The sequence below is a fragment of the Ammoniphilus sp. YIM 78166 genome, from assembly GCF_004522215.1.
Lineage (GTDB): Bacteria > Bacillota > Bacilli > Aneurinibacillales > RAOX-1 > YIM-78166.
This window is the reverse complement of record NZ_SDLR01000014.1, coordinates 30,305-52,118: the sequence shown is the minus strand read 5'-3', so window position 1 is coordinate 52,118 and position 21,814 is coordinate 30,305. Positions and strand designations below refer to the sequence as shown.

Here is a 21,814-nt window from a genome sequence, read left to right as displayed (position 1 = left end):
CCAAAAAAAATTTATTCAATACAAGCATGGCTGGAACATTTTTTGGTCAAGCATTATCTATGTGAAAATGTATTTATATAGTTTTTTAATTATTAAAAGGCCATTATTAACTTCCGTACTCACATCCTTTTCCATCATTTATTTTATTCGAAAGTTTAATATCCCAATAAATAAGAAACATAAATTTTCAAGAAGGTTTGACAGATTGGTTGATTATTTTTACCATTCATTTTTAGAGGATATAATATAAACTTCAAGAAGGAACTAGAAAAAGGCGATAGCAAATTGCTATCGCCTCACTACATATTGAACAGTCTACTCCACCGTAACGGACTTCGCTAGATTCCTTGGTTTATCAACATCGCAACCACGGTGTAAGGCCGCATAGTATGAAATCAATTGTAATGGTAGAACAGATACTAATGGAGTCATGTACTCGTGAACAGCAGGAATCACAAGACGATCTCCGTCGTGCTGTAAGCCCTCCATCGTAATGATACAAGGATTTGCACCACGCGCAACAACCTCTTTTACATTGCCTCGAATGCTTAGGTTTACAAACTCAGTAGTTGAAACGCAGACTACCGGTGTCCCTTCTTCAATCAAAGCGATCGGTCCATGTTTCAATTCTCCGCCAGCAAAGCCTTCCGCTTGAATATAGGAAATCTCCTTAAGCTTAAGGGCTCCCTCAAGACAAACGTAATAGTCTAATGTTCTTCCGATGAAGAAAGCGTTGCGTGTCGTGCTCAGGAATTCACGAGCAATCTTTTCCATTTCTTCTTTGTTATTTCCGACCACTTCCATGGCATTTGCCGCGATCGCCATTTCTTTAAACGGATCAAAATCAAGCTCGATATGTTTAGCTTCTGCTGTTGCAAAGGCTAAAAGCAAAAGCACTGCTAATTGTGCGGTATAAGCTTTTGTTGATGCTACAGCAATCTCAGGTCCAGCGTATAAATGCAAGGTATAGTCCGCTTCGCGGGAAAGCGTGGATCCTGGTACATTGGTAATGGTTAATGCTTTATAGCCAAGCTTTTTCACTTCGACCAGCACGTGACGGCTGTCGGCGGTTTCTCCACTTTGTGAAATAAAAATGAACAATGGTTTCTCACTTAGCATTGGCATATTGTACCCGAATTCACTTGCAATATGGACTTCAACTGGAACTTTAGCAATTTTTTCAATGTATTGCTTGCCAATAAGTCCTGCATGGTAGCTGGTTCCCGCTGCGATGATATACAAACGATCTGCATCCAACATGGCTTGACGAATGTTCTTATCTAATGCTAAGTTGCCGTTCTCATCCTGATACTTTTGGATGATGTTACGCATTACGAATGGTTGTTCGTCAATTTCCTTTAGCATAAAGTGCGGATAGGTGCCTTTCTCAATATCACTAGCATCGATTTCCGCCATGAAGGAATTACGTTGGATTAGGTTCCCGTTAAGGTCCTTGATAGAGATGGTATCTTCAGTCACGACTACGACTTCTTTATCCATCAATTCAACAAATTCACTTGTCACCTGCAGCATGGCCATAGCATCACTTGCTACTACATTAAATTCTTCTCCAAGACCTACCAAGAGTGGGCTCTTATTTTTTGCAACAAAGATGGTCCCACTGTTCTCTAGATCGAGCATGGCTATCGCATAAGATCCAATTAACAAGCTTAATGTTTTAGTGAATGCTGCCTCAACATCTAAGCCCATATTCTGAACGAAATGCTCTACTAACTGAACAATGACCTCTGTATCCGTATCACTCTTAAAGTCATAATCAGACAGGTAGTCACGCTTCAGCAGCTCATAGTTCTCAATAACACCATTGTGCACAAGAGTGAAGCGTCCAGAGCCACTTTGGTGAGGGTGTGCATTGTACTGACTAGGTACCCCATGAGTTGCCCAACGTGTATGTCCTATTCCTATTGTTGCATTCGTGTTAAGGTCAACAATCTCACGAAGTGCAGCTATACGTCCTTTTTCTTTAAAAACATGGACTCCAGCATCGTTCATGACGGCAATCCCCGCAGAGTCATACCCTCTATATTCTAATTTTTCTAGTCCTCGAAGAAGAATTTCCTTAGTATCTTGATTTCCGATATATCCAACGATTCCGCACATAGTCTAATAATCCCCTTTTCCATCCAGACGGGGATACTCTGCCGTTACTGAAACGACGGGAGATATCCCCGTCGAGCTTATATTTTGATTGGTCATGTGAACCTTTTGTTCAAAGAGTCACCCCTTTGTTTTGTTGGTCCACTTTCGGTATTGACCGGAACCGGGAGGCATCCGCCGAAAACATCGATAAACCTCCTCCTCGTCAACTATCTCCTAAGTGATCCGATTCATAGGAGAATAGTCCTGGCGCTTTTAAGTTAATCAAAGAGAAAAAGTAGTTCTTACCTTCTACCCTCCTTTCAATAGAGATTATCATATCACATCATAACAATCTTATACAATTCCCATTTTTAAAAAATAAATACAATATTTGGTTATGTTGTGATAGTAGTTTATACTATGTTTTGGTCTGGGGAAAGGTTCGAGGGGAGATAATAACCGGTCCACGATCCTAGCGAGGACTAGTAGATGGAAAAAAGACACCTATTTACAATAATGCTTATGACCGAAGTATGAATAGATGGAAAAAAGACACTTAAAGGACCTAAACTCCATAAAAGCAGGCTCATAATTCAAAATAGATGGAGAAAGTCCATTTACACTCATCTGATTTTGATCAATATAACCAAATAGATGACGTTTCTCCACTTATTCGACCAAGCCCCTCCCCACCTTGCCACCACCTCATCAACAAAAAACCGGAAGCCTCCCACTGCCAACAGCAGGAAACTTCCGGTACATTACCTAAGACAATTCCGTTTTTACCACTTCTACAATGCTATCCACATACTGCTGAAGCAGCTCTTCATCCGGACCTTCCGCCATTACGCGAACTAGGGATTCCGTTCCTGAAGGACGAACGAGGACGCGACCGCTGTCCCCTAGTTTTGCTTCCACGTCACGAATAGCCTGTTCAATGCGCTCGTTTCCGGCCAGTTTGGACTTATCCTCTACACGGACGTTGATAAGGATTTGCGGATATTTTCTCATGCGGGAAGCAAGCTCGGATAGCGGCTTTCTTTCCGTGACCATCACATCAAGCAGCTGGATGGCGGTTAACATGCCATCCCCAGTCGTGTTGTAGTCGAGCATAATGATATGTCCGGATTGTTCTCCTCCGAGGTTGTAGCCACCCTTGAGCATTTCCTCCATCACGTAGCGATCGCCTACCTTGGTTTGCTTGGTTTCTAAACCAGCTGCTTCGATTGCCTTATAGAATCCGATATTGCTCATAACGGTTGAAACCACGGTGTTGTGCTTGAGACGAAGGGACTTAGATAGTCCTTCCGCTAAGATATACATGATATGATCCCCATCCACGAGCTCACCTTTCTCATCGACCGCGATTAAGCGGTCGGCATCGCCGTCAAAGGAGAGACCGATATCGGCTTTATGCTCCAACACGGCTTGCTGCAGCTTCTCAGGATGGGTTGAGCCACAGCCTTCGTTGATGTTGAGACCATCTGGATTGTTGGCGATGAGAATCGTATCTGCTTCTAGATCACAGAACAATTGCGGGGCAATGGATGAGACGGCTCCATTGGCACAGTCGATCACTACCTTTAACCCTTCAAAATTGTTTCGTACCGTCGTCTTCAGATAAGAGATATACTTCTGTCCGCCTTCACGATAATCCATCACCGCACCGATCTCCGCTCCCACAGGACGCGGCAGCTCATCTTTCTCAGCATCCAGCAAAGCTTCAATCTCAAGCTCCATCTCATCTGAGAGCTTAAAGCCATCTCCGCCGAAGAACTTGATGCCGTTGTCGGCCACAGGGTTATGCGATGCCGAAATCATTACGCCTGCATCAGAGCCTAATGCCCGAGTCAAAAACGCGACGCCAGGGGTCGAGATGACACCTAAACGCATGACCTCTACACCAATGGAAAGCAAGCCAGCTACTAGTGCCCCTTCCAGCATATGACCGGAAATGCGGGTATCGCGGCCAATGATGACTTTGGGCCTTTTCTCTTTTTTATCTTTCGTTAGGACGTAACCCCCACAACGTCCTAGCTTAAATGCAAGCTCAGGAGTGAGCTCCTTATTGGCGACTCCTCTCACTCCATCGGTTCCAAAATATTTACCCATTGCACTCTCCCTTTCTCTGAGTGTTCTAATAAGTTATGTTGTTCTTTCCTATTCGGCTCTTTCAATGCGCACAATGGCGCGCAAGGCATCCGTTCCTTCCTTACTCGTAACAAAGGTCGGCAGATTCATATGCACCGGAACCTCATGATTTCCTGGCGGAAGATTGCTCACATCCACATACAGCTCAACATCTTCTGGGCTGAGTTCTGCTATCTTCTTCGCCGTTCCTTGCAAGGTAAGATTCATCCTGCCATCTTCAGGTCGTGTAATCGAAGCTCGCAAGCCCTCTCCCACTCCTGTAATACTAATCGGCACATTTTCAAAGATTTGTTCTTCCGATGTAGAAACCTTTATCTCTAGCTCGATAAAGTCAGGCTCGGTTTTCACGACATTCGGCAAGAGGGGCACCTTCATCTGCAAGAAGCGATTTTCAGTGAATGCGGATAAATCAATCTGCGGACCAGGATAGAAGTTCATTTTATCGATCACCTCTACAGGGCCATATACCGTAATCTTATCGGTTACTAGTCGTATACTGTCTATACTCACCCCAGGCGGCGGCGAATTGATGAAGCTTAGCTTAATTGGAAGCTGCTTGTATGGACTTGTTACCGGCACACGAATCTCTACGACGGCTGGATTGATTTCAGCTTCCATGGGATTACCGTGGCGATCGAGCAACCGCAGGGGAACGGTTTGTTCGATTAAGTCCTTTGCCCCTTCCACGTTCACCGTGACTTGGACTTGACCAATGTCTTTAATTTTACTTTCCGGCAGGGTTACATGGACCTTCTTTGGCTTTACGATCGCCTCTCCTATCGAATAGCCAGGTGCAATCGTTCCAATAAACTGAGGGGTTACCTCTTTTTCCACCATCTGTTTTTCTTCGAGGACAACCTCCACCTTTTCCGGTATCACTCGTACAGCTAAGTCTCTGGGGAAGCCCGTGGAGATCACAGGAACCATCCAGGTTCCTTTATTGTAGTTGCGAAGATCCACGAAGACCTCATAGTCGGCGGGATTAATATTCTGGTTCAAGGAAGCCGGCGTTCCCTTTAGCTCCACCGTTACCGTCTTGGGCATTTTCACGATGGCCAGGCGATTCTCGTCCATCTGCGCCGTTAAGCTGACCTCGCTAATCCGGTAAGTTTCTACAGCACGCTTATACTGAGGAGTAGAGGGACTCGTCTCTCCCCCATTGACGACAAACCATAGGGAGATGGCTAAAAATAACGCAACCATCTTGACTACGTTGTTGTTTCGCAACAGTCTATCCATCTGATTTTTTCCCCCTTCGTTGCCAAAGTGGGACATTCGCCTTCACTGGAGGCTGAAGCTCCAGCATGAGGTATTCCCTTAATTGATCTTCTGTCAGATCTCGACTGAGTTCGCTATTGCGCGCGATCGAGATTTGTCCGGTTTCTTCTGACACAATCAAGGCGATCGCATCGGATACTTCACTCATTCCAATGGCCGCTCGATGCCTTGTCCCTAATTCTTTATTGATCATCGGATTCTCAGATAAGGGCAGATAACAGCCTGCTGCCATCACCATATCCTTGCGAAAGATAACAGCCCCGTCATGAAGCGGTGTATTGGGAATGAAAATATTGATGAGAAGCTCGGAACTGACTTTCCCCCCGATTTCGATTCCCGTTTCAATATAGTCGGTTAATCCCGTTTCTTTCTCGATGACGATCAGGGCTCCAATTCTCCTTTTGGCCATATACTGCAGAGCCTTAATGGTTTCTCCGACGACCCTTAATGCAATTTGATCATCCGGCTGGTGGGAGCGGGAGAAAAGCCGTCCTCGCCCAAGCTGCTCAAGCGCTCGGCGCAGTTCCGGCTGGAAGATGATCAAGATGGCCAAGAGCCCAATATTTAGCGCTTGGGACATGAGCCATTGCAAGGTTCGCAGCCCAAAGTAGGTACTAACAAGCCAGGTTAAAACGATAACGATAATACCCTTAAATAATTGAATGGCTCGAGTGCCTCTTAGGACTATAATCAATTTATAAATTAAATAGGTGACAAGGAGAATATCGATGGCATCACTTAGGTAATCTATCATGTTAGGTAGTGGCCCCATGTGGATAATCCCCCATTTTATTTGTCTTTAAAAATTAGTATACACCATGTACCCGTCTATACAAGCAAAAGACACGGAATTTCCCGTGCCTTAAGGAATGATTTGATATGCAACTCGCTTGAGATTATACCAAACCCACTCGACAGCTTGATTGATTTCTTCTTTATTTCCTGAGATGGACCCCGTGGAAGCCAAGTAAATTCGTCCATCAATGGCCACCACATTGCCCTTTACCGCTCCTTCTACGGCGATATCGGTATTCCGCACCACGATATCTCCATTAACGACGCTGTTGGCCGGTACAATGACTTTGTTATTTAAATGATCGATCTCCAACTGCTGAAGCTGATCCGCCGATAACTGAACCTGCCTATCTTCATGCCAATATGCCGTCATACTACCAGCCATCATCACAATAAATAGGGATGCAGCTACGAGAAAAGGATGTTGCTGAAGCCTTTTTTTCATAAGCTGGGCAAACGTTTCCTTCGGAAGGGCAGCTAAGACGCGATCAGTAAATCCAATCGGAGCATAGATATGGGATGTGCTTTGGACAAGGGCAATCGTCTGCTGCAGTGCATGAAATCTCTCCTTGCAGTCCGCACACTGGAGGAGATGCTTTTTTAGTTCTAGTTCATCATCTCGATGGATATCATCATCCAGATATTCGTGAATCAGCCGAGTAGTCTGTTCACAGTCCATTTGTTGCACCCTCCTTCTGGAACCTGGGACTAGAGATTTAGCTTTTTCCGGAGCGCTTCCCTGCCTCGGTGAATTCTGGTCTTGATCGTCGACACCGGAAGCTTAAGTACTTCACTAATTTCGTTTAGGGAAAGGTCTTCAATGTATCGCAAGGTAATAATGGATCGATACTTGGGGGTCAAGCTTTCGATAGCTTGTTGCACCTGTCCCTGCAGCTCTCCAGTTAACAAGGTTTCTTCCGGATTCGGGCCTTGGTCTGCTAATCGGTCATGCCAATCCAATCCGTCCGTTCCCTCCACCTGCTTATCTAGAGAATACACCTGTTTCCTCTTGCGAAGATGATCAATACAGAGATTCGTTGCGATGCGGTAAATCCATGTAGAGAACTTATAGCTCGGATCATAGTTCCCAATGTTGGCGTAAACGCGCAGGAAGGTTTCCTGAGCTACGTCTTCCGCTTCCTGGGCATTGCCAAGCATCCGATAGGACACTTGATAAACCTTATCCTTATAAAGCTCTACAAGCTCTGCAAAAGCATCCCGGTCTCCCTTTGCCATTTTCTTTATTAATTTTTCTTCGATCGAGCCCATGGCTATCCCTTACCCTTTAGGTTCAATGTAATATACGGAGGCATGCTTCAAAAGTTTCAATAATTGACAGTAAAAAACTTGGTAAATTTATCATTCTATGAAGAAGAAGAATATCTCCCCTTATTCTGCGAATAAGGAGATCTATTCTTCATGCTTGCTTTGACATTATTCCATTATAACAGTTTATCCCCAAATGCGGAACTCATAAGCGCAACTGCAACTCTCGCTGTTTTATTCTGTACATCCAGAATCGGATTGACTTCCACAAACTCGGCCGAGGTCAGGACGTCAGCTTCTGCTAACATCTCCATAGCGAGATGACTTTCTCGGTAGGAGATTCCTCCGATAACCGGAGTTCCTACCCCTGGACAATCATGCGGATCCAAGCCATCGAGGTCTAGACTCAAGTGAACGCCATCCGTTCCCTTCGAAACAATGGAGAGCGCTTCCTCCATCACCCGTGGCATACCTAAGCGGTCGATCTCATGCATGGTGAACACTTTTAAACCGATGCGCTTGATTAATTCGCGTTCCCCTTCATCCAGGTCGCGCGCTCCAATGATAACCGTATTTTCTGGTTTGATTTTCGGAGCAAAGCCGCCGATGTTGGTGAGATCGGGATGCCCAATGCCAAGAGACACAGCTAGTGACATTCCATGAATATTTCCAGATGGCGAGGTCTCTCCCGTGTTAAGATCACCATGGGCGTCAAACCAGATGACCCCCGTGTTCTTTTGGTGCTTGGCCACGCCTGCAATCGTCCCAATCGCGATGGAGTGATCTCCTCCGATGACAAGAGGGAATCTCCCCTTTTGCATTTCTTGGTCCACGGCTATTGCTAGCTCTTGATTTACCTTCGTGATCTCAGCAAGATATTTCAGGTTATTATTAATAATCGGATAGGATTCAGGAGTCGGTACGCGAAGGTCGCCCTTATCTACAATGTCATAGCCAATGGATTCCAATCTTTTTTTAACTCCCGCATAACGGATCGCACTCGACCCCATGTCTACTCCACGACGGTCGGCACCTAAGTCCATCGGGACGCCAATGATTGATATATTCTTATTCAAGTTCATATCCCCTTTGATGTCATTCGCTTTCTACCTATATTGTAACTCTAGAATGAAAAATGACTCAACTCGACAGATTCATGTATATATATGCTGATTTTAAAAACTGGAGAAAAACCAATGAAAATTGAATTCTGGATGAGTCCGGATTCTATGTATCCCCTTTCACCCCTGTTTTTAACCGAAAACAGATGATAATTGCATATCTAAGCACATTTACTTGTTATGGTCAGCGGAGTAAAATATCATTCTATAGAGAACAATCCTGGCTAAATGGGAGGCCCAAACGTGGGTGAAGAAATTCGTAGACAGCTGCTGCAATGTCGTGGTGAAGCAGTTGAAATTTTGCTAAGATCCGAAACCAAAATTAATGGAACATTAAGCTGGCTAAGTCCTGATCGATGTATGGCCGAGATTACTACGGAAGACGGACATATTGAAACCGTTCGCGATGTTCGCATTAAATCTATAAAGAAAATTGTTTAACGAAAGAAAAGAAGTTGTCTCCAGCCACCTCGAGTAGCCAAGACAACTTCTTTTTTCTTTCTCAATGACTGGTCTTCGTGCGATTCCGGACATATTTGGATAACTCCTTAGGAGATACGAGTCTTCCATACATCTTAAATACGGTGATGTACCGTTCCTCCATGGCGACTCGAACCACGCCATCAATTCGCTTATCTCCGAGATCCAGTAGGAGCTCTTCCAGCTCGCGGCGAAGCATATACTCCAATTCCTGACATTCCTTCTGGTTAAACATAAAGCCCATCATCAACATACCAACTCCTGGAAAAATGTCAATGTGAGCTTATCATGCCTAACCTTTTGATTAATTATGCACTCAGATTAGCAACATCCCCGATAAACATTTGAATCAAGACGGGTGTAATGGCACTTTCCACAATGGCTGCAATGAACAAAAGCACGACAACTGCCCCAACCGTGACAGGAAGATCTCGCAGATTAGCCTTGAACTCCTCCAAGATTCCGGATCTTCGATCCTGGCTCCCTAGATTACCGAGCAAGCGGAAAACCAGGCTTCCATATTTAATCCCGATAGCCGCTGCCATAATAACCGCAAAGATTTCAATGATCCCATGGGGAAGGATGCCAAACACAAGAATACCTATGGGATTAACTCCCTTCATCGCAAACACTTTGAGTAAAAATCCTAACAGCACGCCATTGGTGACTAACGCCATAAAAGGATAGATTCCAAAAAACACGCCTAATCCGAGCATCGTCAGGGAAGCCAATACGTTATTTTGAAAAATCACCCAGAAGGTATAGAAAACCGAGCCGTTCTTTTGAATCTTTTCCGCGATTCGCTCTAACTCCTTCATGAATTGTTCCGCAATGGCTTGGATGCCTTCGGCATTCAAATACCCTAGCAGAGCGCTCCCGACGAAAATAAGGGTACCGAGCCACAAGAATCGTGAATTGGCTTTCACGATGTGAAAAAACTTTCCGATCAAGTTCATGATTACCTCCACAAATTTTTTTGCTGTTTCTAAGCATAACCTCGTCCTTTTCACAATACATTTGTATTGGACAAACTTAGGGGAGGTGAAACAGGGTGAAATTTATCTGGGTCTTCAATGGAGCAAAGATAAAACAGTATTTTGTCATTCTTATGGCCGCTATTTTTGCTGTTGGTATTGCCTACGTGGAGCAAAACAACATTGCGGTTTTTTCACAAGTTCATAAAGCACCCGCAGCCATTTACAAAGTAGAAACAGACCAGAAAAAACTCGCTCTAACCTTTGATATTAGTTGGGGAGAGCAACGCGCCATTCCGATCCTTGACGTCCTGGAGCAGAAAGGCGTAAAGAAAGCCACCTTTTTCCTTTCAGCAGAATGGAGTAAGGAGCATCCAGATATCGTCAAACGCATCCAGAAACAAGGCTACGAGATTGGATCACACGGCTATAAGCATATTAACTACAGCCGTCTGACCGATGAAGAAATTCGTACGCAAATTCGTAAAGCTGAAGTGGTTCTCCAAGAGCTTACAGGCAAAAAGCCGGCCCTCATCCGTACCCCCAATGGGGATATCGACAAACGCGTCTTGCGCATTGCTGATGAATTAAAATATACCGTTATCCAATGGGATACAGATTCAAAGGATTGGTTGAATCCAGGAGTTGAGCAAATCGTAGATAACGTGGTCAGTCACGCCCACCCAGGAGACATTATTCTGCTGCATGCCAGTGACTCCTCCAAGCAAACTCACCTTGCCCTGCCTACGATTATTGATCAGCTCAAGAAAAAAGGGTACGAATTCACTAGCGTATCGGAATTGATTACCGATGCGAAGGTAAAAGCAAAAGAAATTGACTAAGGGACGATTCTAAACAGAACGTCCCCCTTTTTTTCATTTTGCCTTCCTCTGTCTAGTTGCTGCCTTAGCCTTCGTTGGAGCAGCTTCTCCGACCGGGCTCGTCTTCGTTAAGCGGTGAAGCAGCATGATCTGCCATGTATTGCAAATAAGCAGAGGAATCAGCATATAAAACATACCTGTAAGATTATTTTGCTTGAGCGCGGGAATCCACTCAATCACGGTTACCACAAAAATCACGAATACGGTTGGAATAGCCGCACTGCGATTGGTTTCCTTTACCTTAAAGTAAGCGACAATCAAAGCATAAAGGAGAATTCCCAAGGGAATCCATACATAACCAATAAAGCTCTCCCCTTCAACGGAGAAGGTCGTAAAACGGAAATAAATAAGATCAAAGAAGGCAAACGCAATCAAAACCACTTGAACATAGGGCCACAAGCTCTTAAATACACCAAGCCCCACGTTATGAACGGTTAAATAAGCGAAAAAGCCCATCTGAGCAACGGCGCTAAAGAGCAATCCTAAACCAAAGTTCCATGCCAGCCCGACAAGGATATTATTAAATCCTGCGCCAAATAAGGTTCCTCTCTCCAGGATCATGCCTAAGATAACGGAACTAACGCCCCCGATGAGTAACGTGGTAGAAAAAAGATAAAGCCACTTCTTGAAGTTCACCCCTGTGCGCCCTCCTTTTGCAAACTATAACTATATGATTGTACCATACTCCTTTTTGCGGTGCATCCCTTTGGATAAACAGGGAAATCTGCGGAAAACTAAGGAAAATGAACCTTAGAAAGGAGCTGGCATAAATATGTATACCCTGTTTAAGTGGCTGATCCCTCTTTCTTTGCTAAGCTTTGTCGTTGCTTGTAACCAAGGCGGCGGACAAGAAAAAGCAGCACCTGATTATAAAGAAACCAAGACGATGGTGCTAGATATTCTCCAAACGGAGGAAGGTAAAAAAGCGATCCAAGAAGCTACCAAAGACCCGGAAGTCATGATGCAGACCGCAGAAATTTCAGCAACGGTGGAAAAGACCCTTCTCGATCCTAAAAGTAAGGATAACTTTAAAACGCTCCTCCAAGATCCCAAGGTAGCCAAAGCGTTTGCCACAGCCATCCAAGACGAGCATAAAAAGTTAATCAAAGATCTCATGAAAGATCCAGAGTATCAAATGATGCTAATGAAGGTCATGAATGATCCAAAATTCGAAGAAAGCCTTCTTCAAGTCATGAATACGCCTACGTATCAGCAACAGACAATGACTGTAATGAAAGACGCTATCCAAAGCCCTCTTCTTCGCTTAGAAATGATCAATCTGATGATGCAGGCGCAAAAGGAAATGATGAAGCCTGAAAACAAAGAAGGTGGCGGCAAAGGCGGCGGTGGTGAAGGCGGCGGCTCCGGCGGTGGCGGTGGTGGTTCCGGCGGCGGTGGAGGTGGAGGTGGCGGTAGCTAAAAAGTAAAGGAGCTGGATAACCAGCTCCTTTTTTCTTTAGGTGTTGCTAATTTTACGTGCCATATCCATATAAATGGAACCAATTTTGGAGTCTTCCTCGTAGATGGACGGAGCAGCTCCGGGTACTTCTGGATTGTAATTTGGTTGTCCCAGTGGAATCTGAGCGAGAAGCTCGGTCTTTAATTCTTGCGCTAGCTTTTCGCCTCCACCTTTACCAAAGATGGCTTCCTGACTTCCACACTGGCCACACTCAAAGTAGGACATATTTTCCACAACACCGATAATTTCATGACCTGTCTTAATAGCCATCGAGCCGGCACGCGCCGCTACAAAAGCAGCTGTAGCATGAGGCGTTGTCACGATGATTTCTTTGCTCTGCGGGATCATCTGGTGAACATCTAAGGCAACGTCTCCCGTACCAGGCGGCAAGTCCAATAAGATATAGTCTAGCTCACCCCAGTGAATCTCGGAGAAGAAATTGCGAAGCATCTTCCCAAGCATCGGACCACGCCAGATGACCGGGGAGTTATCTTCTACGAAGAAGCCCATAGAGATGACTTTTACACCGTGAGCCTGTACAGGCAAGACCACGTTGTCGATGACAGTAGGACGTTGGGTGATCCCCATCATTTCAGGAACGCTGAAGCCGTAAATATCAGCGTCTACAACCCCTACCCTCTTCCCTAAGCGAGCAAGGGCAGTAGCAAGGTTAACCGTTACGGTAGATTTCCCTACCCCGCCCTTCCCACTGGTTACCGCGATGAAGGTAACAGGAGAATCTGGACTTAATAGAGGAGAAATTCCCCCTTGAGTGGTAGGCGTTGCTCCCCCTCGCAACTTAGCGGACAATTCCGCACGCTCTTGCTCTGTCATAGACCCAAATGTCACTCGCACCTCGGTTGCACCTAGTGCTTTGATGGCGTTTTCGACATCTTCTTGAATTTTAACCTTCAAAGGACAGCCTTGGATCGTGAGGATCACGTCAAGGCTAACCTTGGTTCCCTCAATTTTTATATTTCGAACCATGTTCAGTTCAACAACACTTTTATGTAGTTCTGGGTCTTCTACTCCTCTTAGTGCTTCCAATACTTGTTCTTCTCTTATCACACGAGGCACTCCCTTCCCGATTCCATGTTTATCCTAATCGGATACCATTATATCATAGTTAGGATACCCACTAATAGGCTATTCCACATACTCGGTTTTTGGGATGCTTTCCCCGCCGTAGTATCTCAGGATCCCTTGGTAAATCGCATTCGCCATACTTTTTTGGTATTTCTCCGAAGCTAGCTTAGCTGCTTCTCCTGGATTGGAGAGAAAGCCCACCTCAACCAGCACCGATGCCATCTCCACATTCTTCAGAAGATACATGTCGCTTTTGGGTTTGGCAAAGCGGGTTGTATTTTCTAGCTTAACTCTTATCTCGTCTTGGATAAGAAATGCCAAGGTTTGATTTTCTAACTTAGCCGGATAATAAAAGGTTTGAGCCCCATACCATTTCGGGGATGGGATGGCATTCAGGTGAATACTAACAGCCAGATCCGCATGACTGCTGTTGATGAGCCGTACCCTTTGATGAATATCTGCTCGTTTCTTTCTCCCCTGGGCTCCGTCGGCTAGATCATCGTCTATCTCCCGAGTCATAATAACAAGGGCCCCTGCTTCCTGTAGAAAATCACGAAGATACAAAGAAATATTTAACGCGACATCTTTTTCTATCAATCCCGATTTGCTGACTGCCCCTCCGTCAAACCCGCCATGCCCCGGATCAATGGCAATGATAGCACCAGACAAAGGCAACGACCAAGCGGTCCACGACTCACTCATCGGATATTCATAAGTAATTATGGATAAGAGCAGCAAAAAGCAGGCAACCCAAAGTAGTACCTTTTTTTGCTTTGCCATTCATACACCACCTCGTCCCTTTTTTCTCTTAACATCCTATGGGACGAGGAGCTCATATATGCCTTTACATCAGCCGCATTTTGCGTTGTTTCTCTCCGTAAAGAATTCCTTTGCGGAACCACTTCCCACTTAAATCCTCCGCCATAATCGAGAGGGAATACACATCCCAATCGCGCAGAAACTGATATAACTGATGCCTACCAGCCAAATCAGCTAGGGATTCCTGTAAATCATTTGTATACACCTTCTCAATCTCCTCCACACTCTTGCCATTCAACCGAAGCTTGCTTGCACGAATCCCCATCGTAAAAGAATCAATCACCGTATCTCCCAGATATTCTTCCGCAATATACTTTTGCAGAAAAGAGAAATGCTGAATGCTTTCCTTCACAATGGTCTNAGAGAAATGCTGAATGCTTTCCTTCACAATGGTCTGGTAGTACTTGTTCAACTCTTGGTTGTCTATCCCATACAGCGCCTTTTTCTGCAGTGCTTCCTGACGGGACGCCGCTAGCTTCTCAAACGAAACAATGTTGTTTTCCATGTTGTATCACCTAAGTGTGTTATTTTTTATCCATTGTTTCTCGATGGGGGGAAGTTCATACATGGGGGTCATTGGGTGGGGGCGGTGGGCGTGGGCGGCTGGTCCAGGTGGAGGTGGGTTGACCGTGGCCGGTCACGGGCCGGCTGGTCCAAGTGGAGGTGGGTTGACCGTGGCCGGTCACGGGCCGGCTGGTCCAAGTGGCGGCTGTTTGTAATGGTTACCGGTTTGGAAGCAAATTGAAGAGATTCGTGATCAAACTGGGCTGGTTATATGGAATTGCACCCGGTATGTGAGCAAACGGCATCCTTTCGTGAGCATCGGCCACTTTTCCGTGAGCAAATAAAAAATTTCGTGACCATCCGCACCCAGACGGCAGTGAGGGGGATCCTGGAACGGACAAGATCATAAAAAAAGTGGAATTACTTTAAAATGCAGCTTAAAATTGAAGGCTCTAAACCGAAGTTTAGATTGCACTTAGAAAAAGTAGACCAAGATCTCTCCATACCTAGAAAAATCTTCGCAAGGATTCGTAAAATAGCACTTTCAGCTCCGAAGCTCCACTTTCCCACCTTAGGAAGGAAAGTCTCCCTCCATCTCGAACAAGTATCCCTAGAAAGGAGGAGAAAAATGTTCATCAAACCACGCACGACCCCAGAAATTATTCTGAAGCTTCAGGCCCTCCACCGTAGATTAGATCCCACACATAAAAAACAGCCTCTAATACTTCAAGATCTCTTAAAAAGAAAGAGAGGCTACAAAGGAGAACAGAATCTAGATAAATACTTAGAGTACCTCCCCCAAAAAGATTACTTATTTTTGTGTGATCTGAACCTAATTGCTGATCATCGAGCTTTTCAGATTGATACGCTCGTCATCTCACCCTACTTGATTATCATCATCGAATCCAAGAACTTCTTCGGCACGCTGTTTTTTGATCAGCACACGAAGCAAATGCTTCGAACCTACAAGGGGGAAACCGAGGCTTTCCCCGATCCGATTACTCAAACTCACCGACAGAGAATCCAACTTCTTCACTGGTTTCAAGAAAATAAAATCCGTCCCGCTCCCATTGAAACGCTCGTATCGATTGGAGATCCTTCTACCATCCTTCAGACGAATCCAGGCCAACATGAGATTTTCAAGAAGATCCTGCAAGCAGAGCAAATACCTGAACGCATCCAGCAGCTTGAACAGGAATCTAAAGACAAGATTTTAACTCCTTACATGTTGCAAAGAATCAGCGAATGCATACTCGCCCAGTTGCAGCCGCCAGATACCACGGACATCCTCGAAAAGTATAACATTCCCTCAACAGAGCTCCTCCAAGGGGTGAGATGTCCTTCTTGTGCCCATATCCCTATCCACCGGACACACGGCAATTGGTACTGTCCTAGATGCCACCAGCAGAAACAGAAGGCCCACCAGCAGACGATTAGGGATCATCTGCACCTTACCGCAAGTCTAAGTAATAAACAGTGCCGCAAGCTTCTCCAGATCAACTCGATAAATACCACGACCAGACTGCTCAACGCTATGGAACTCTCAACGAAAGGAATAGGAAAAGCCAAAACCTACCACCTCTCAACATAAAAAGCCTCATTAAAATAATTCCATTCCATGAAGCCAGCCTGCCCTGTGCCTATTTTTTTCTCCAAATGATCTGAATTTCGATATAAATAAGCATAGATACTCTTTCATAAAAAGGAGAAGAAACATGGGAAACTTGCCAAGATGGTCGGTTCTCGAAAGAAAAATTTACGGAAGAAAAGCAACAGGCTTGGAGCCAAGCGCAGGATCATGGAGATTATTTTATTTCAGAAGAAACAAAGATGGACAATTAACCGATCATCAAGGAAAACCTATTAAGCTTGCGATCCGCAATCCATTTACCATCAAATTTCGAGGCCAGGAACTTCCAGCCGTTCAAAGAATGCTAAAGCATAAAACCGAAAGAACGGAAAGAATTGCGAAGTATTGGGGATTGGGGCCCCCAACAAAACAGTGGACCCCCATCATCGAGCGGCTCATAGATACCTATGGCGTTACCCCTCCAAGGGCGGCTCGGATCTTAGCAGCGATGCAAGCCGGAATCAATGATGCCTTTTTAATTACTTGGGCACTAAAGTACCGATGGGATGTAGCCCGACCTGATCAACTGGACAGAAGCCTTAAGACCATTATCCCTACTCCTAAATTCCCGGGGTATCCATCTGGGCATTCGGTCATTTCGGGCACAGCCCAAGTGGTACTAAGCTATTTCTTCCCTGCTGAATCGAAAAGGCTGAGGAACTTAGCCGAAGAAGCCGCTCTCTCCCGGTTATACGCAGGGATCCATTTTCCTGTAGACAGTAGGGAAGGCTTACGGTTAGGCAGACAAATTGGACGGATCATCGTAAAAGCATTAAAAAACGAAAAGGATAATGGAGGCTTGCCCATAGACAAAGGCTATACCATCTGGAAAAGAGCCAAACTGCCACCTCCTCCTTATCTTTAAAACAAAAAAACCAGTCTGGGATATCCCAGACTGGTTCTTCTTTTCGCACAGCCAAAATTAACGCTTGGAGAACTGAGGTGCACGACGAGCTGCTTTAAGACCGTATTTCTTACGTTCCTTCATACGAGGGTCACGAGTTAAGAATCCGGCTCTCTTCAAAGATCCACGGCTCTCAGGATCAGCTTGAAGCAATGCACGGGAGATCCCGTGACGGATTGCTCCTGCTTGTCCTGTGTTTCCGCCACCTTTTACATTTACAAGTACATCGTACTTGCCAGCTACTTCAGTTAACACAAGCGGTTGGTTAACGATAAGCTTTAATACTTCTAATCCACCAAAATATTCATCCATGCTGCGCTTGTTGATCACAACGCGACCATCGCCTGGTACAAGGCGAACACGAGCTACGGAGTGCTTACGACGTCCAGTTCCGTAATATTGTACAGTTGCCACGAATTGAAACCTCCTTTAATCCTTAACCGCGAATTTCCATTACTTCTGGTTGTTGAGCTTGGTGAGGATGCTCAGATCCTGCATATACCTTCAACTTAGTGAACAATTGACGACCAAGACGGTTCTTAGGAAGCATTCCCTTAACCGCTAGCTCAACCAATTTGGTTGGCTTTCTTTGCAACATTTGAGCAGCAGTGAATTGCTTCAATCCGCCTGGGTGCAAAGAGTGGAAGTAGTACATCTTATTGTTTAACTTGTTTCCAGTTAACTTGATTTTGTCAGCGTTGATAACAACTACAAAGTCACCAGTGTCAACGTGTGGTGTAAATTCGGGCTTGTTCTTTCCACGGATAACTGTAGCTATTTGACTTGCAAGACGGCCAAGAGTTTGACCTTCTGCATCAACAACATACCATTTGCGTTCAACTTGGTTTGGCTTAGCCATATATGTGGTACGCATCGATTTCCCTCCTAAAAGTGCAATAAATCTTAAATAAAATAGACCAAAGAAAATTGTTCAAAGAAACTTCGTCGTAACATCTATTTTAAATCCCGGGCGTGGGAGGTGGGAATTTAAAATAACCAAAGAATATCTTATAACATTCGACTCAAAGAGTCAAGCGAAAAAACAACGTTTCCCGGCGTGTTAATATTTAACTTCCCACAGGAATAATCCTTCCGCAGGCGCGGTTCGTCCAGCACGGTCACGATTCTTGGCTTCGAGAATCGCCTTCACCTGCTCAGGCGAAGTCTTACCTGAACCAACATTCACCAGTGTTCCCACCATAATTCGCACCATGTTATACAGAAATCCCTTGCCGCGAAACGTCAACCAGACTACATGATCCTCTGTTTCCTCGATGGAAATCTCGTAAACCTCTCGCACCTTATCCTCCACCTCTGCGCGAATGGAACAAAACGAGGTAAAGTCATGAACACCTACCAGATAGCGAGCTCCTTCTCTCATCTTCTCGAAGTCCAGCCCATAAGGAACATGCCAGGAGTAGCGTCGCAAAAAGACGTCAGGGATCCGCCGGTTAAACAAACAATAGCGATAGGTTTTTTCCACCACATCAAAACGAGAATGAAACGTATCTGGGACATACTCCGCCTTCAGTACAGATATATCTGGCGGGAGTAAGGTGTTAAAAGCCATGGGCCAGCGGTCCTCTGGCATATTGACGGTCGTGCGGAAATGAAACACTTGTCCCTTTGCATGAACGCCCGAGTCGGTCCGCCCAGAAGCATAGATCCTGACGGACTGCTTCGTAATCTTACTCAGCGCTTCCTCCAGCACTTCCTGAATGGTCACGCAGTTTGCCTGCAGTTGATAGCCGCCGTAGTTCCCTCCGTCATAGCTGACGATGCACTTGACTTTACGGAGCTCCCCCATGAGCACTACCCCCAACTTTTCAAAATAAAGAACGCTAAGACAAGTGAGATGGCAATCCCTAATAAAACGAGATCTAACCGCGTCCAAGTCAGCTCTCTTAATTTTGTGCGGCCGATGGCTCCGCGATACCCCCGGGATTCCATAGCCAAGGCAAGCTCCTCCGCTCGGCGAAAAGCACTGATAAACAAAGGGATCAGCAAGGGAACCATGTTCTTTACCCGCTTCAACAAATTTCCACTTTCAAAATCGGCTCCGCGGGAGATCTGGGCCTTCATGATCTTATCCGTTTCCTCAATCAACGTCGGAATGAAGCGTAGAGCAATCGACATCATCATGGCTAACTCATGGGCAGGAAAACCGAACCTAGCGAGAGGCGAGAACAGCCTTTCAATTCCATCCGTTAAGTCAATGGGAGACGTGGTCAGTGTCAGAAGGGATGCCATCAAAATGAGCAGGATCAGTCGCAAGGCAATGGAGATGGCCTGCTTTACCCCCTCTTCATGGATTTCAATCCACTTCCACGTGTACCACACCTCTCCTCCTTTGGTCATAAAGAGATGAATAATAACGGTAAATAGTATAATCCAGATAATGGCTCGTAAACTGCGCAATAGATATCCTGGAGAAATCCCAGACACCACAATAGAAAGCAGCACAAAGCCAATCAACAGGCCATAGGTGGCCGGTTCCTTGGCCCAGAACACGATCCCTACGAAAAACACAACAAAGAGCAGCTTGGCTCGGGGATCCAAGCGGTGAACGAATGACGAGCCAGGGATAAATTGACCGATGGGGATTTGCGTGAGAAAATTCATCGCTTCGCCACCTTTCGTCGTTTCATCAGCTCCTGCTCTAGCTGTTCCATGGTGAAAATATTCGTGGGCAGGGGCTGATCCAGCTTTTCATTCAACTGGAGAATAAACTGCGTAATATCCGGAAGATCCAAACCTACTTCTTGAATCGCCGCCCCCTGCTGAAACACTTCCGCTGGAGTCCCTTGAAGATAGACGCCTCCGTCCTTCATCACAATAATCTGATCGGCATAACGTGCGGCATCCTCCATATTGTGGGTGACGAGAATCGTGGTCCAATCCTCTTGCTGGTGCATACGATACAAACGTTGCAGAATCTCCTTTTTCCCATGGGGGTCTAGACCCGCTGTAGGCTCGTCTAGAACAAGCACCTGCGGCTGGAGCACCAATACCCCTGCGAGAGCCACACGCCTCTTCTGACCCCCACTGAGCGCGAAGGGAGATAGATCCTTAAAGACCTCATAATCCAAATCCACAAGCTTCATCGCATCCTTTACACGGGCACGAATCAAATCTTCAGGCAAGTCAAAGTTGAGCGGTCCATATTGAATGTCTTTCTCCACGGTTTCTTCGAACAGCTGGTATTCCGGATATTGGAAAACAAGGCCAACCTTGCGGCGCAGCTCCCTTAGATTTTGTTTCCTGTTATTCGTAATGACGGTCTTCCCTACATGAACCTCACCTGTTGTAGGTCGCAGTAAACCATTAAAATGCTGAACCAGGGTGGACTTCCCTGAACCGGTTTGGCCGATGATGGCGGTGAAGCTACGCGTTGGAATATGCAGGTTAATGGGCTGGAGGGCTTGACGCTCAAAGGGGGTTCCTTTGCCATAGACATGGGTTAAGTTCTTTACAATAAGGTCCATAGTCGCTCCACTAACTGTCTGGAATGCCAAACCTCATCCTCAATCGCGAACCCGCGCTTACGCAGACGCGAGGCCAACTCGACGGAAAAAGGCACATCCAGGCCGATTTTTTTCAACACCTCAACCTGCTGAAAGATCTCACGCGGTGTCCCCTGCATCAGAACCTCTCCCGCATTCATGACCACCACTCGATCAGAAGACAGGGCCTCTTCCAAATAGTGCGTAATATTAACCACCGTAATCCCTTCTTCTCGCAGCTGGCTTACGGTTTGGATCACTTCTTTTCGACCTTGAGGGTCTAGCATGGCTGTACTTTCGTCCAGTACGATCAGCTTAGGGCGCATAGCTAAAACGCCCGCAATCCCTACCCGCTGTTTCTGACCACCCGACAAGCGGTGGGGCTCTCGATCCCGATACTCCCACATCCCCACATGCCGAAGAGCCTGTTCGATCCTGCCCATCATCTCCTCACGAGGAACGCCCAGATTCTCCAACCCAAACGCCACGTCATCCAGCACCGTTGGGGCAACAAACTGATTATCTGGGTTTTGAAACACCATGCCTACTCGCTGACGAATCTTCCAGATCTCCTGCTGGTCTTTGGTATCGAGTCCATCGACCCATACCGTCCCTTGCCTGGGCTCATACAAGCCATTCATATGTTTAGCCAGCGTGGATTTACCGGACCCATTGTGGCCAATAATCGTGAGAAACTCACCCTCGTGAATGGTCAGATCTATGCCCTTTAATATATTGACTTCCGGTTGATTAGGAAAAGAAAAATACACCTGCTCGAAGCGAATCATCGGAAATCATTCCCCTCTTTCATGCTACAAAAAAAAGGGCATAGAATCAGAACCAAGGTACCCCTTTGTTCTGCC

Annotated in this window: 25 protein-coding genes; 6 read left to right on the top strand and 19 right to left on the bottom strand. The window is 45.7% G+C overall.

Annotation, left to right across the window (positions count from 1 at the left end; genetic code table 11):
* Positions 1 to 315: 315 nt before the first annotated feature.
* The 7 genes from glmS to rocF form a co-directional block, all read right to left on the bottom strand.
* Entirely contained in the window at positions 316 to 2,121 is a 1,806-nt protein-coding gene (gene glmS, locus EIZ58_RS30780; protein ID WP_134704831.1) for a glutamine--fructose-6-phosphate transaminase (isomerizing), read from the bottom strand.
* Positions 2,122 to 2,865: 744 nt separating this feature from the next.
* A complete protein-coding gene (glmM, locus tag EIZ58_RS30775; RefSeq protein ID WP_134704829.1) occupies positions 2,866 to 4,212 on the bottom strand; it encodes a phosphoglucosamine mutase in 1,347 nt (448 codons plus the stop codon).
* A 48-nt stretch (positions 4,213 to 4,260) separates the two neighbouring features.
* A complete protein-coding gene (locus EIZ58_RS30770) occupies positions 4,261 to 5,490 on the bottom strand; it encodes a CdaR family protein (protein ID WP_167578063.1) in 1,230 nt (409 codons plus the stop codon).
* On the bottom strand, positions 5,483 to 6,283 hold the full coding sequence (cdaA, locus tag EIZ58_RS30765; RefSeq protein WP_370297854.1) for a diadenylate cyclase CdaA: 801 nt from the start codon (positions 6,281 to 6,283) through the stop codon (positions 5,483 to 5,485). The genes EIZ58_RS30770 and cdaA overlap by 8 nt, the downstream gene beginning before the upstream one ends.
* A gap of 108 nt (positions 6,284 to 6,391) precedes the next feature.
* Complete coding sequence (locus EIZ58_RS30760) at positions 6,392 to 7,003, bottom strand: zf-HC2 domain-containing protein (protein ID WP_134704823.1); 612 nt, start codon at positions 7,001 to 7,003, stop codon at positions 6,392 to 6,394.
* A gap of 29 nt (positions 7,004 to 7,032) precedes the next feature.
* Positions 7,033 to 7,593, bottom strand: coding sequence for an RNA polymerase sigma factor SigW (gene sigW / locus EIZ58_RS30755; RefSeq protein ID WP_134704821.1), 561 nt, complete (start codon positions 7,591 to 7,593; stop codon positions 7,033 to 7,035).
* 173 nt (positions 7,594 to 7,766) lie between these two features.
* A complete protein-coding gene (gene rocF / locus EIZ58_RS30750; RefSeq protein WP_134704819.1) occupies positions 7,767 to 8,666 on the bottom strand; it encodes an arginase in 900 nt (299 codons plus the stop codon).
* A gap of 288 nt (positions 8,667 to 8,954) precedes the next feature.
* On the opposite strand from rocF, the gene EIZ58_RS30745 reads away from it, so the two are divergent.
* Positions 8,955 to 9,152 carry a hypothetical protein gene (locus EIZ58_RS30745; protein ID WP_134704817.1) on the top strand — a complete coding sequence of 66 codons (198 nt, stop codon included), beginning with the start codon at positions 8,955 to 8,957 and terminating at the stop codon, positions 9,150 to 9,152.
* Between the two features lie 61 nt (positions 9,153 to 9,213).
* Here EIZ58_RS30745 and EIZ58_RS30740 read toward each other — a convergent pair whose 3' ends face one another.
* Together EIZ58_RS30740 and EIZ58_RS30735 are read right to left on the bottom strand one after the other, a co-directional pair.
* Positions 9,214 to 9,438, bottom strand: a complete 225-nt coding sequence (locus EIZ58_RS30740; protein ID WP_134704816.1) for a hypothetical protein — start codon at positions 9,436 to 9,438, stop codon at positions 9,214 to 9,216.
* 61 nt (positions 9,439 to 9,499) lie between these two features.
* Positions 9,500 to 10,147 (bottom strand): stage II sporulation protein M, encoded by a 648-nt coding sequence (locus EIZ58_RS30735; RefSeq protein ID WP_134704814.1) that lies wholly within the window; start codon positions 10,145 to 10,147, stop codon positions 9,500 to 9,502.
* Between the two features lie 95 nt (positions 10,148 to 10,242).
* Here EIZ58_RS30735 and pdaB point away from each other — a divergent pair, with 95 nt between their 5' ends.
* Positions 10,243 to 11,007: a polysaccharide deacetylase family sporulation protein PdaB gene (pdaB, locus tag EIZ58_RS30730; RefSeq protein ID WP_134704813.1), complete on the top strand. Its 765-nt coding sequence runs from the start codon at positions 10,243 to 10,245 to the stop codon at positions 11,005 to 11,007.
* 33 nt (positions 11,008 to 11,040) lie between these two features.
* Here pdaB and EIZ58_RS30725 read toward each other — a convergent pair whose 3' ends face one another.
* The gene (locus tag EIZ58_RS30725) at positions 11,041 to 11,682 is read right to left on the bottom strand and encodes a KinB-signaling pathway activation protein (RefSeq protein ID WP_134704811.1); all 642 of its coding nucleotides are present in this window, start codon (positions 11,680 to 11,682) and stop codon (positions 11,041 to 11,043) included.
* Positions 11,683 to 11,818: 136 nt separating this feature from the next.
* Here EIZ58_RS30725 and gerD point away from each other — a divergent pair, with 136 nt between their 5' ends.
* Positions 11,819 to 12,466 carry a spore germination lipoprotein GerD gene (gerD, locus tag EIZ58_RS34245; RefSeq protein ID WP_205672426.1) on the top strand — a complete coding sequence of 216 codons (648 nt, stop codon included), beginning with the start codon at positions 11,819 to 11,821 and terminating at the stop codon, positions 12,464 to 12,466.
* Between the two features lie 36 nt (positions 12,467 to 12,502).
* On the opposite strand, the gene EIZ58_RS30715 is transcribed toward gerD, so the two are convergent.
* The 3 genes from EIZ58_RS30715 to EIZ58_RS30705 all read right to left on the bottom strand — a co-directional run bounded on the left by EIZ58_RS30715 (position 12,503) and on the right by EIZ58_RS30705 (position 14,915).
* Entirely contained in the window at positions 12,503 to 13,573 is a 1,071-nt protein-coding gene (locus EIZ58_RS30715; protein WP_134704809.1) for an Mrp/NBP35 family ATP-binding protein, read from the bottom strand.
* A 78-nt stretch (positions 13,574 to 13,651) separates the two neighbouring features.
* Entirely contained in the window at positions 13,652 to 14,371 is a 720-nt protein-coding gene (gene cwlD / locus EIZ58_RS30710) for an N-acetylmuramoyl-L-alanine amidase CwlD (RefSeq protein ID WP_134704807.1), read from the bottom strand.
* Between the two features lie 64 nt (positions 14,372 to 14,435).
* Positions 14,436 to 14,915 carry a DUF2521 family protein gene (locus EIZ58_RS30705; RefSeq protein ID WP_134704805.1) on the bottom strand — a complete coding sequence of 160 codons (480 nt, stop codon included), beginning with the start codon at positions 14,913 to 14,915 and terminating at the stop codon, positions 14,436 to 14,438.
* A 61-nt stretch (positions 14,916 to 14,976) separates the two neighbouring features.
* Here EIZ58_RS30705 and EIZ58_RS33975 point away from each other — a divergent pair, with 61 nt between their 5' ends.
* From EIZ58_RS33975 to EIZ58_RS30695, 3 genes are all read left to right on the top strand, one after another.
* The gene (locus EIZ58_RS33975) at positions 14,977 to 15,129 is read left to right on the top strand and encodes a hypothetical protein (protein ID WP_167578062.1); all 153 of its coding nucleotides are present in this window, start codon (positions 14,977 to 14,979) and stop codon (positions 15,127 to 15,129) included.
* A gap of 413 nt (positions 15,130 to 15,542) precedes the next feature.
* Positions 15,543 to 16,505, top strand: coding sequence for a nuclease-related domain-containing protein (locus EIZ58_RS30700; protein ID WP_167578061.1), 963 nt, complete (start codon positions 15,543 to 15,545; stop codon positions 16,503 to 16,505).
* Between the two features lie 124 nt (positions 16,506 to 16,629).
* Positions 16,630 to 17,409 carry a vanadium-dependent haloperoxidase gene (locus tag EIZ58_RS30695; protein ID WP_134704802.1) on the top strand — a complete coding sequence of 260 codons (780 nt, stop codon included), beginning with the start codon at positions 16,630 to 16,632 and terminating at the stop codon, positions 17,407 to 17,409.
* 57 nt (positions 17,410 to 17,466) lie between these two features.
* Here the strand turns inward: EIZ58_RS30695 and rpsI are convergent, their stop codons facing one another.
* The 6 genes from rpsI to EIZ58_RS30665 all read right to left on the bottom strand — a co-directional run bounded on the left by rpsI (position 17,467) and on the right by EIZ58_RS30665 (position 21,739).
* Positions 17,467 to 17,862, bottom strand: coding sequence for a 30S ribosomal protein S9 (rpsI, locus tag EIZ58_RS30690; RefSeq protein ID WP_134704801.1), 396 nt, complete (start codon positions 17,860 to 17,862; stop codon positions 17,467 to 17,469).
* Positions 17,863 to 17,884: 22 nt separating this feature from the next.
* A complete protein-coding gene (gene rplM / locus EIZ58_RS30685) occupies positions 17,885 to 18,322 on the bottom strand; it encodes a 50S ribosomal protein L13 (RefSeq protein WP_129201542.1) in 438 nt (145 codons plus the stop codon).
* 186 nt (positions 18,323 to 18,508) lie between these two features.
* Entirely contained in the window at positions 18,509 to 19,255 is a 747-nt protein-coding gene (truA, locus tag EIZ58_RS30680) for a tRNA pseudouridine(38-40) synthase TruA (RefSeq protein WP_134704800.1), read from the bottom strand.
* Between the two features lie 5 nt (positions 19,256 to 19,260).
* A complete protein-coding gene (locus EIZ58_RS30675) occupies positions 19,261 to 20,070 on the bottom strand; it encodes an energy-coupling factor transporter transmembrane component T family protein (protein WP_134704798.1) in 810 nt (269 codons plus the stop codon).
* Complete coding sequence (locus EIZ58_RS30670) at positions 20,067 to 20,933, bottom strand: energy-coupling factor transporter ATPase (protein ID WP_134704797.1); 867 nt, start codon at positions 20,931 to 20,933, stop codon at positions 20,067 to 20,069. Before EIZ58_RS30670 ends, EIZ58_RS30675 begins: the two co-directional genes overlap by 4 nt.
* Positions 20,918 to 21,739 (bottom strand): energy-coupling factor transporter ATPase, encoded by an 822-nt coding sequence (locus EIZ58_RS30665; RefSeq protein WP_134704796.1) that lies wholly within the window; start codon positions 21,737 to 21,739, stop codon positions 20,918 to 20,920. Before EIZ58_RS30665 ends, EIZ58_RS30670 begins: the two co-directional genes overlap by 16 nt.
* Between the last annotated feature and the right edge of the window lie 75 nt (positions 21,740 to 21,814).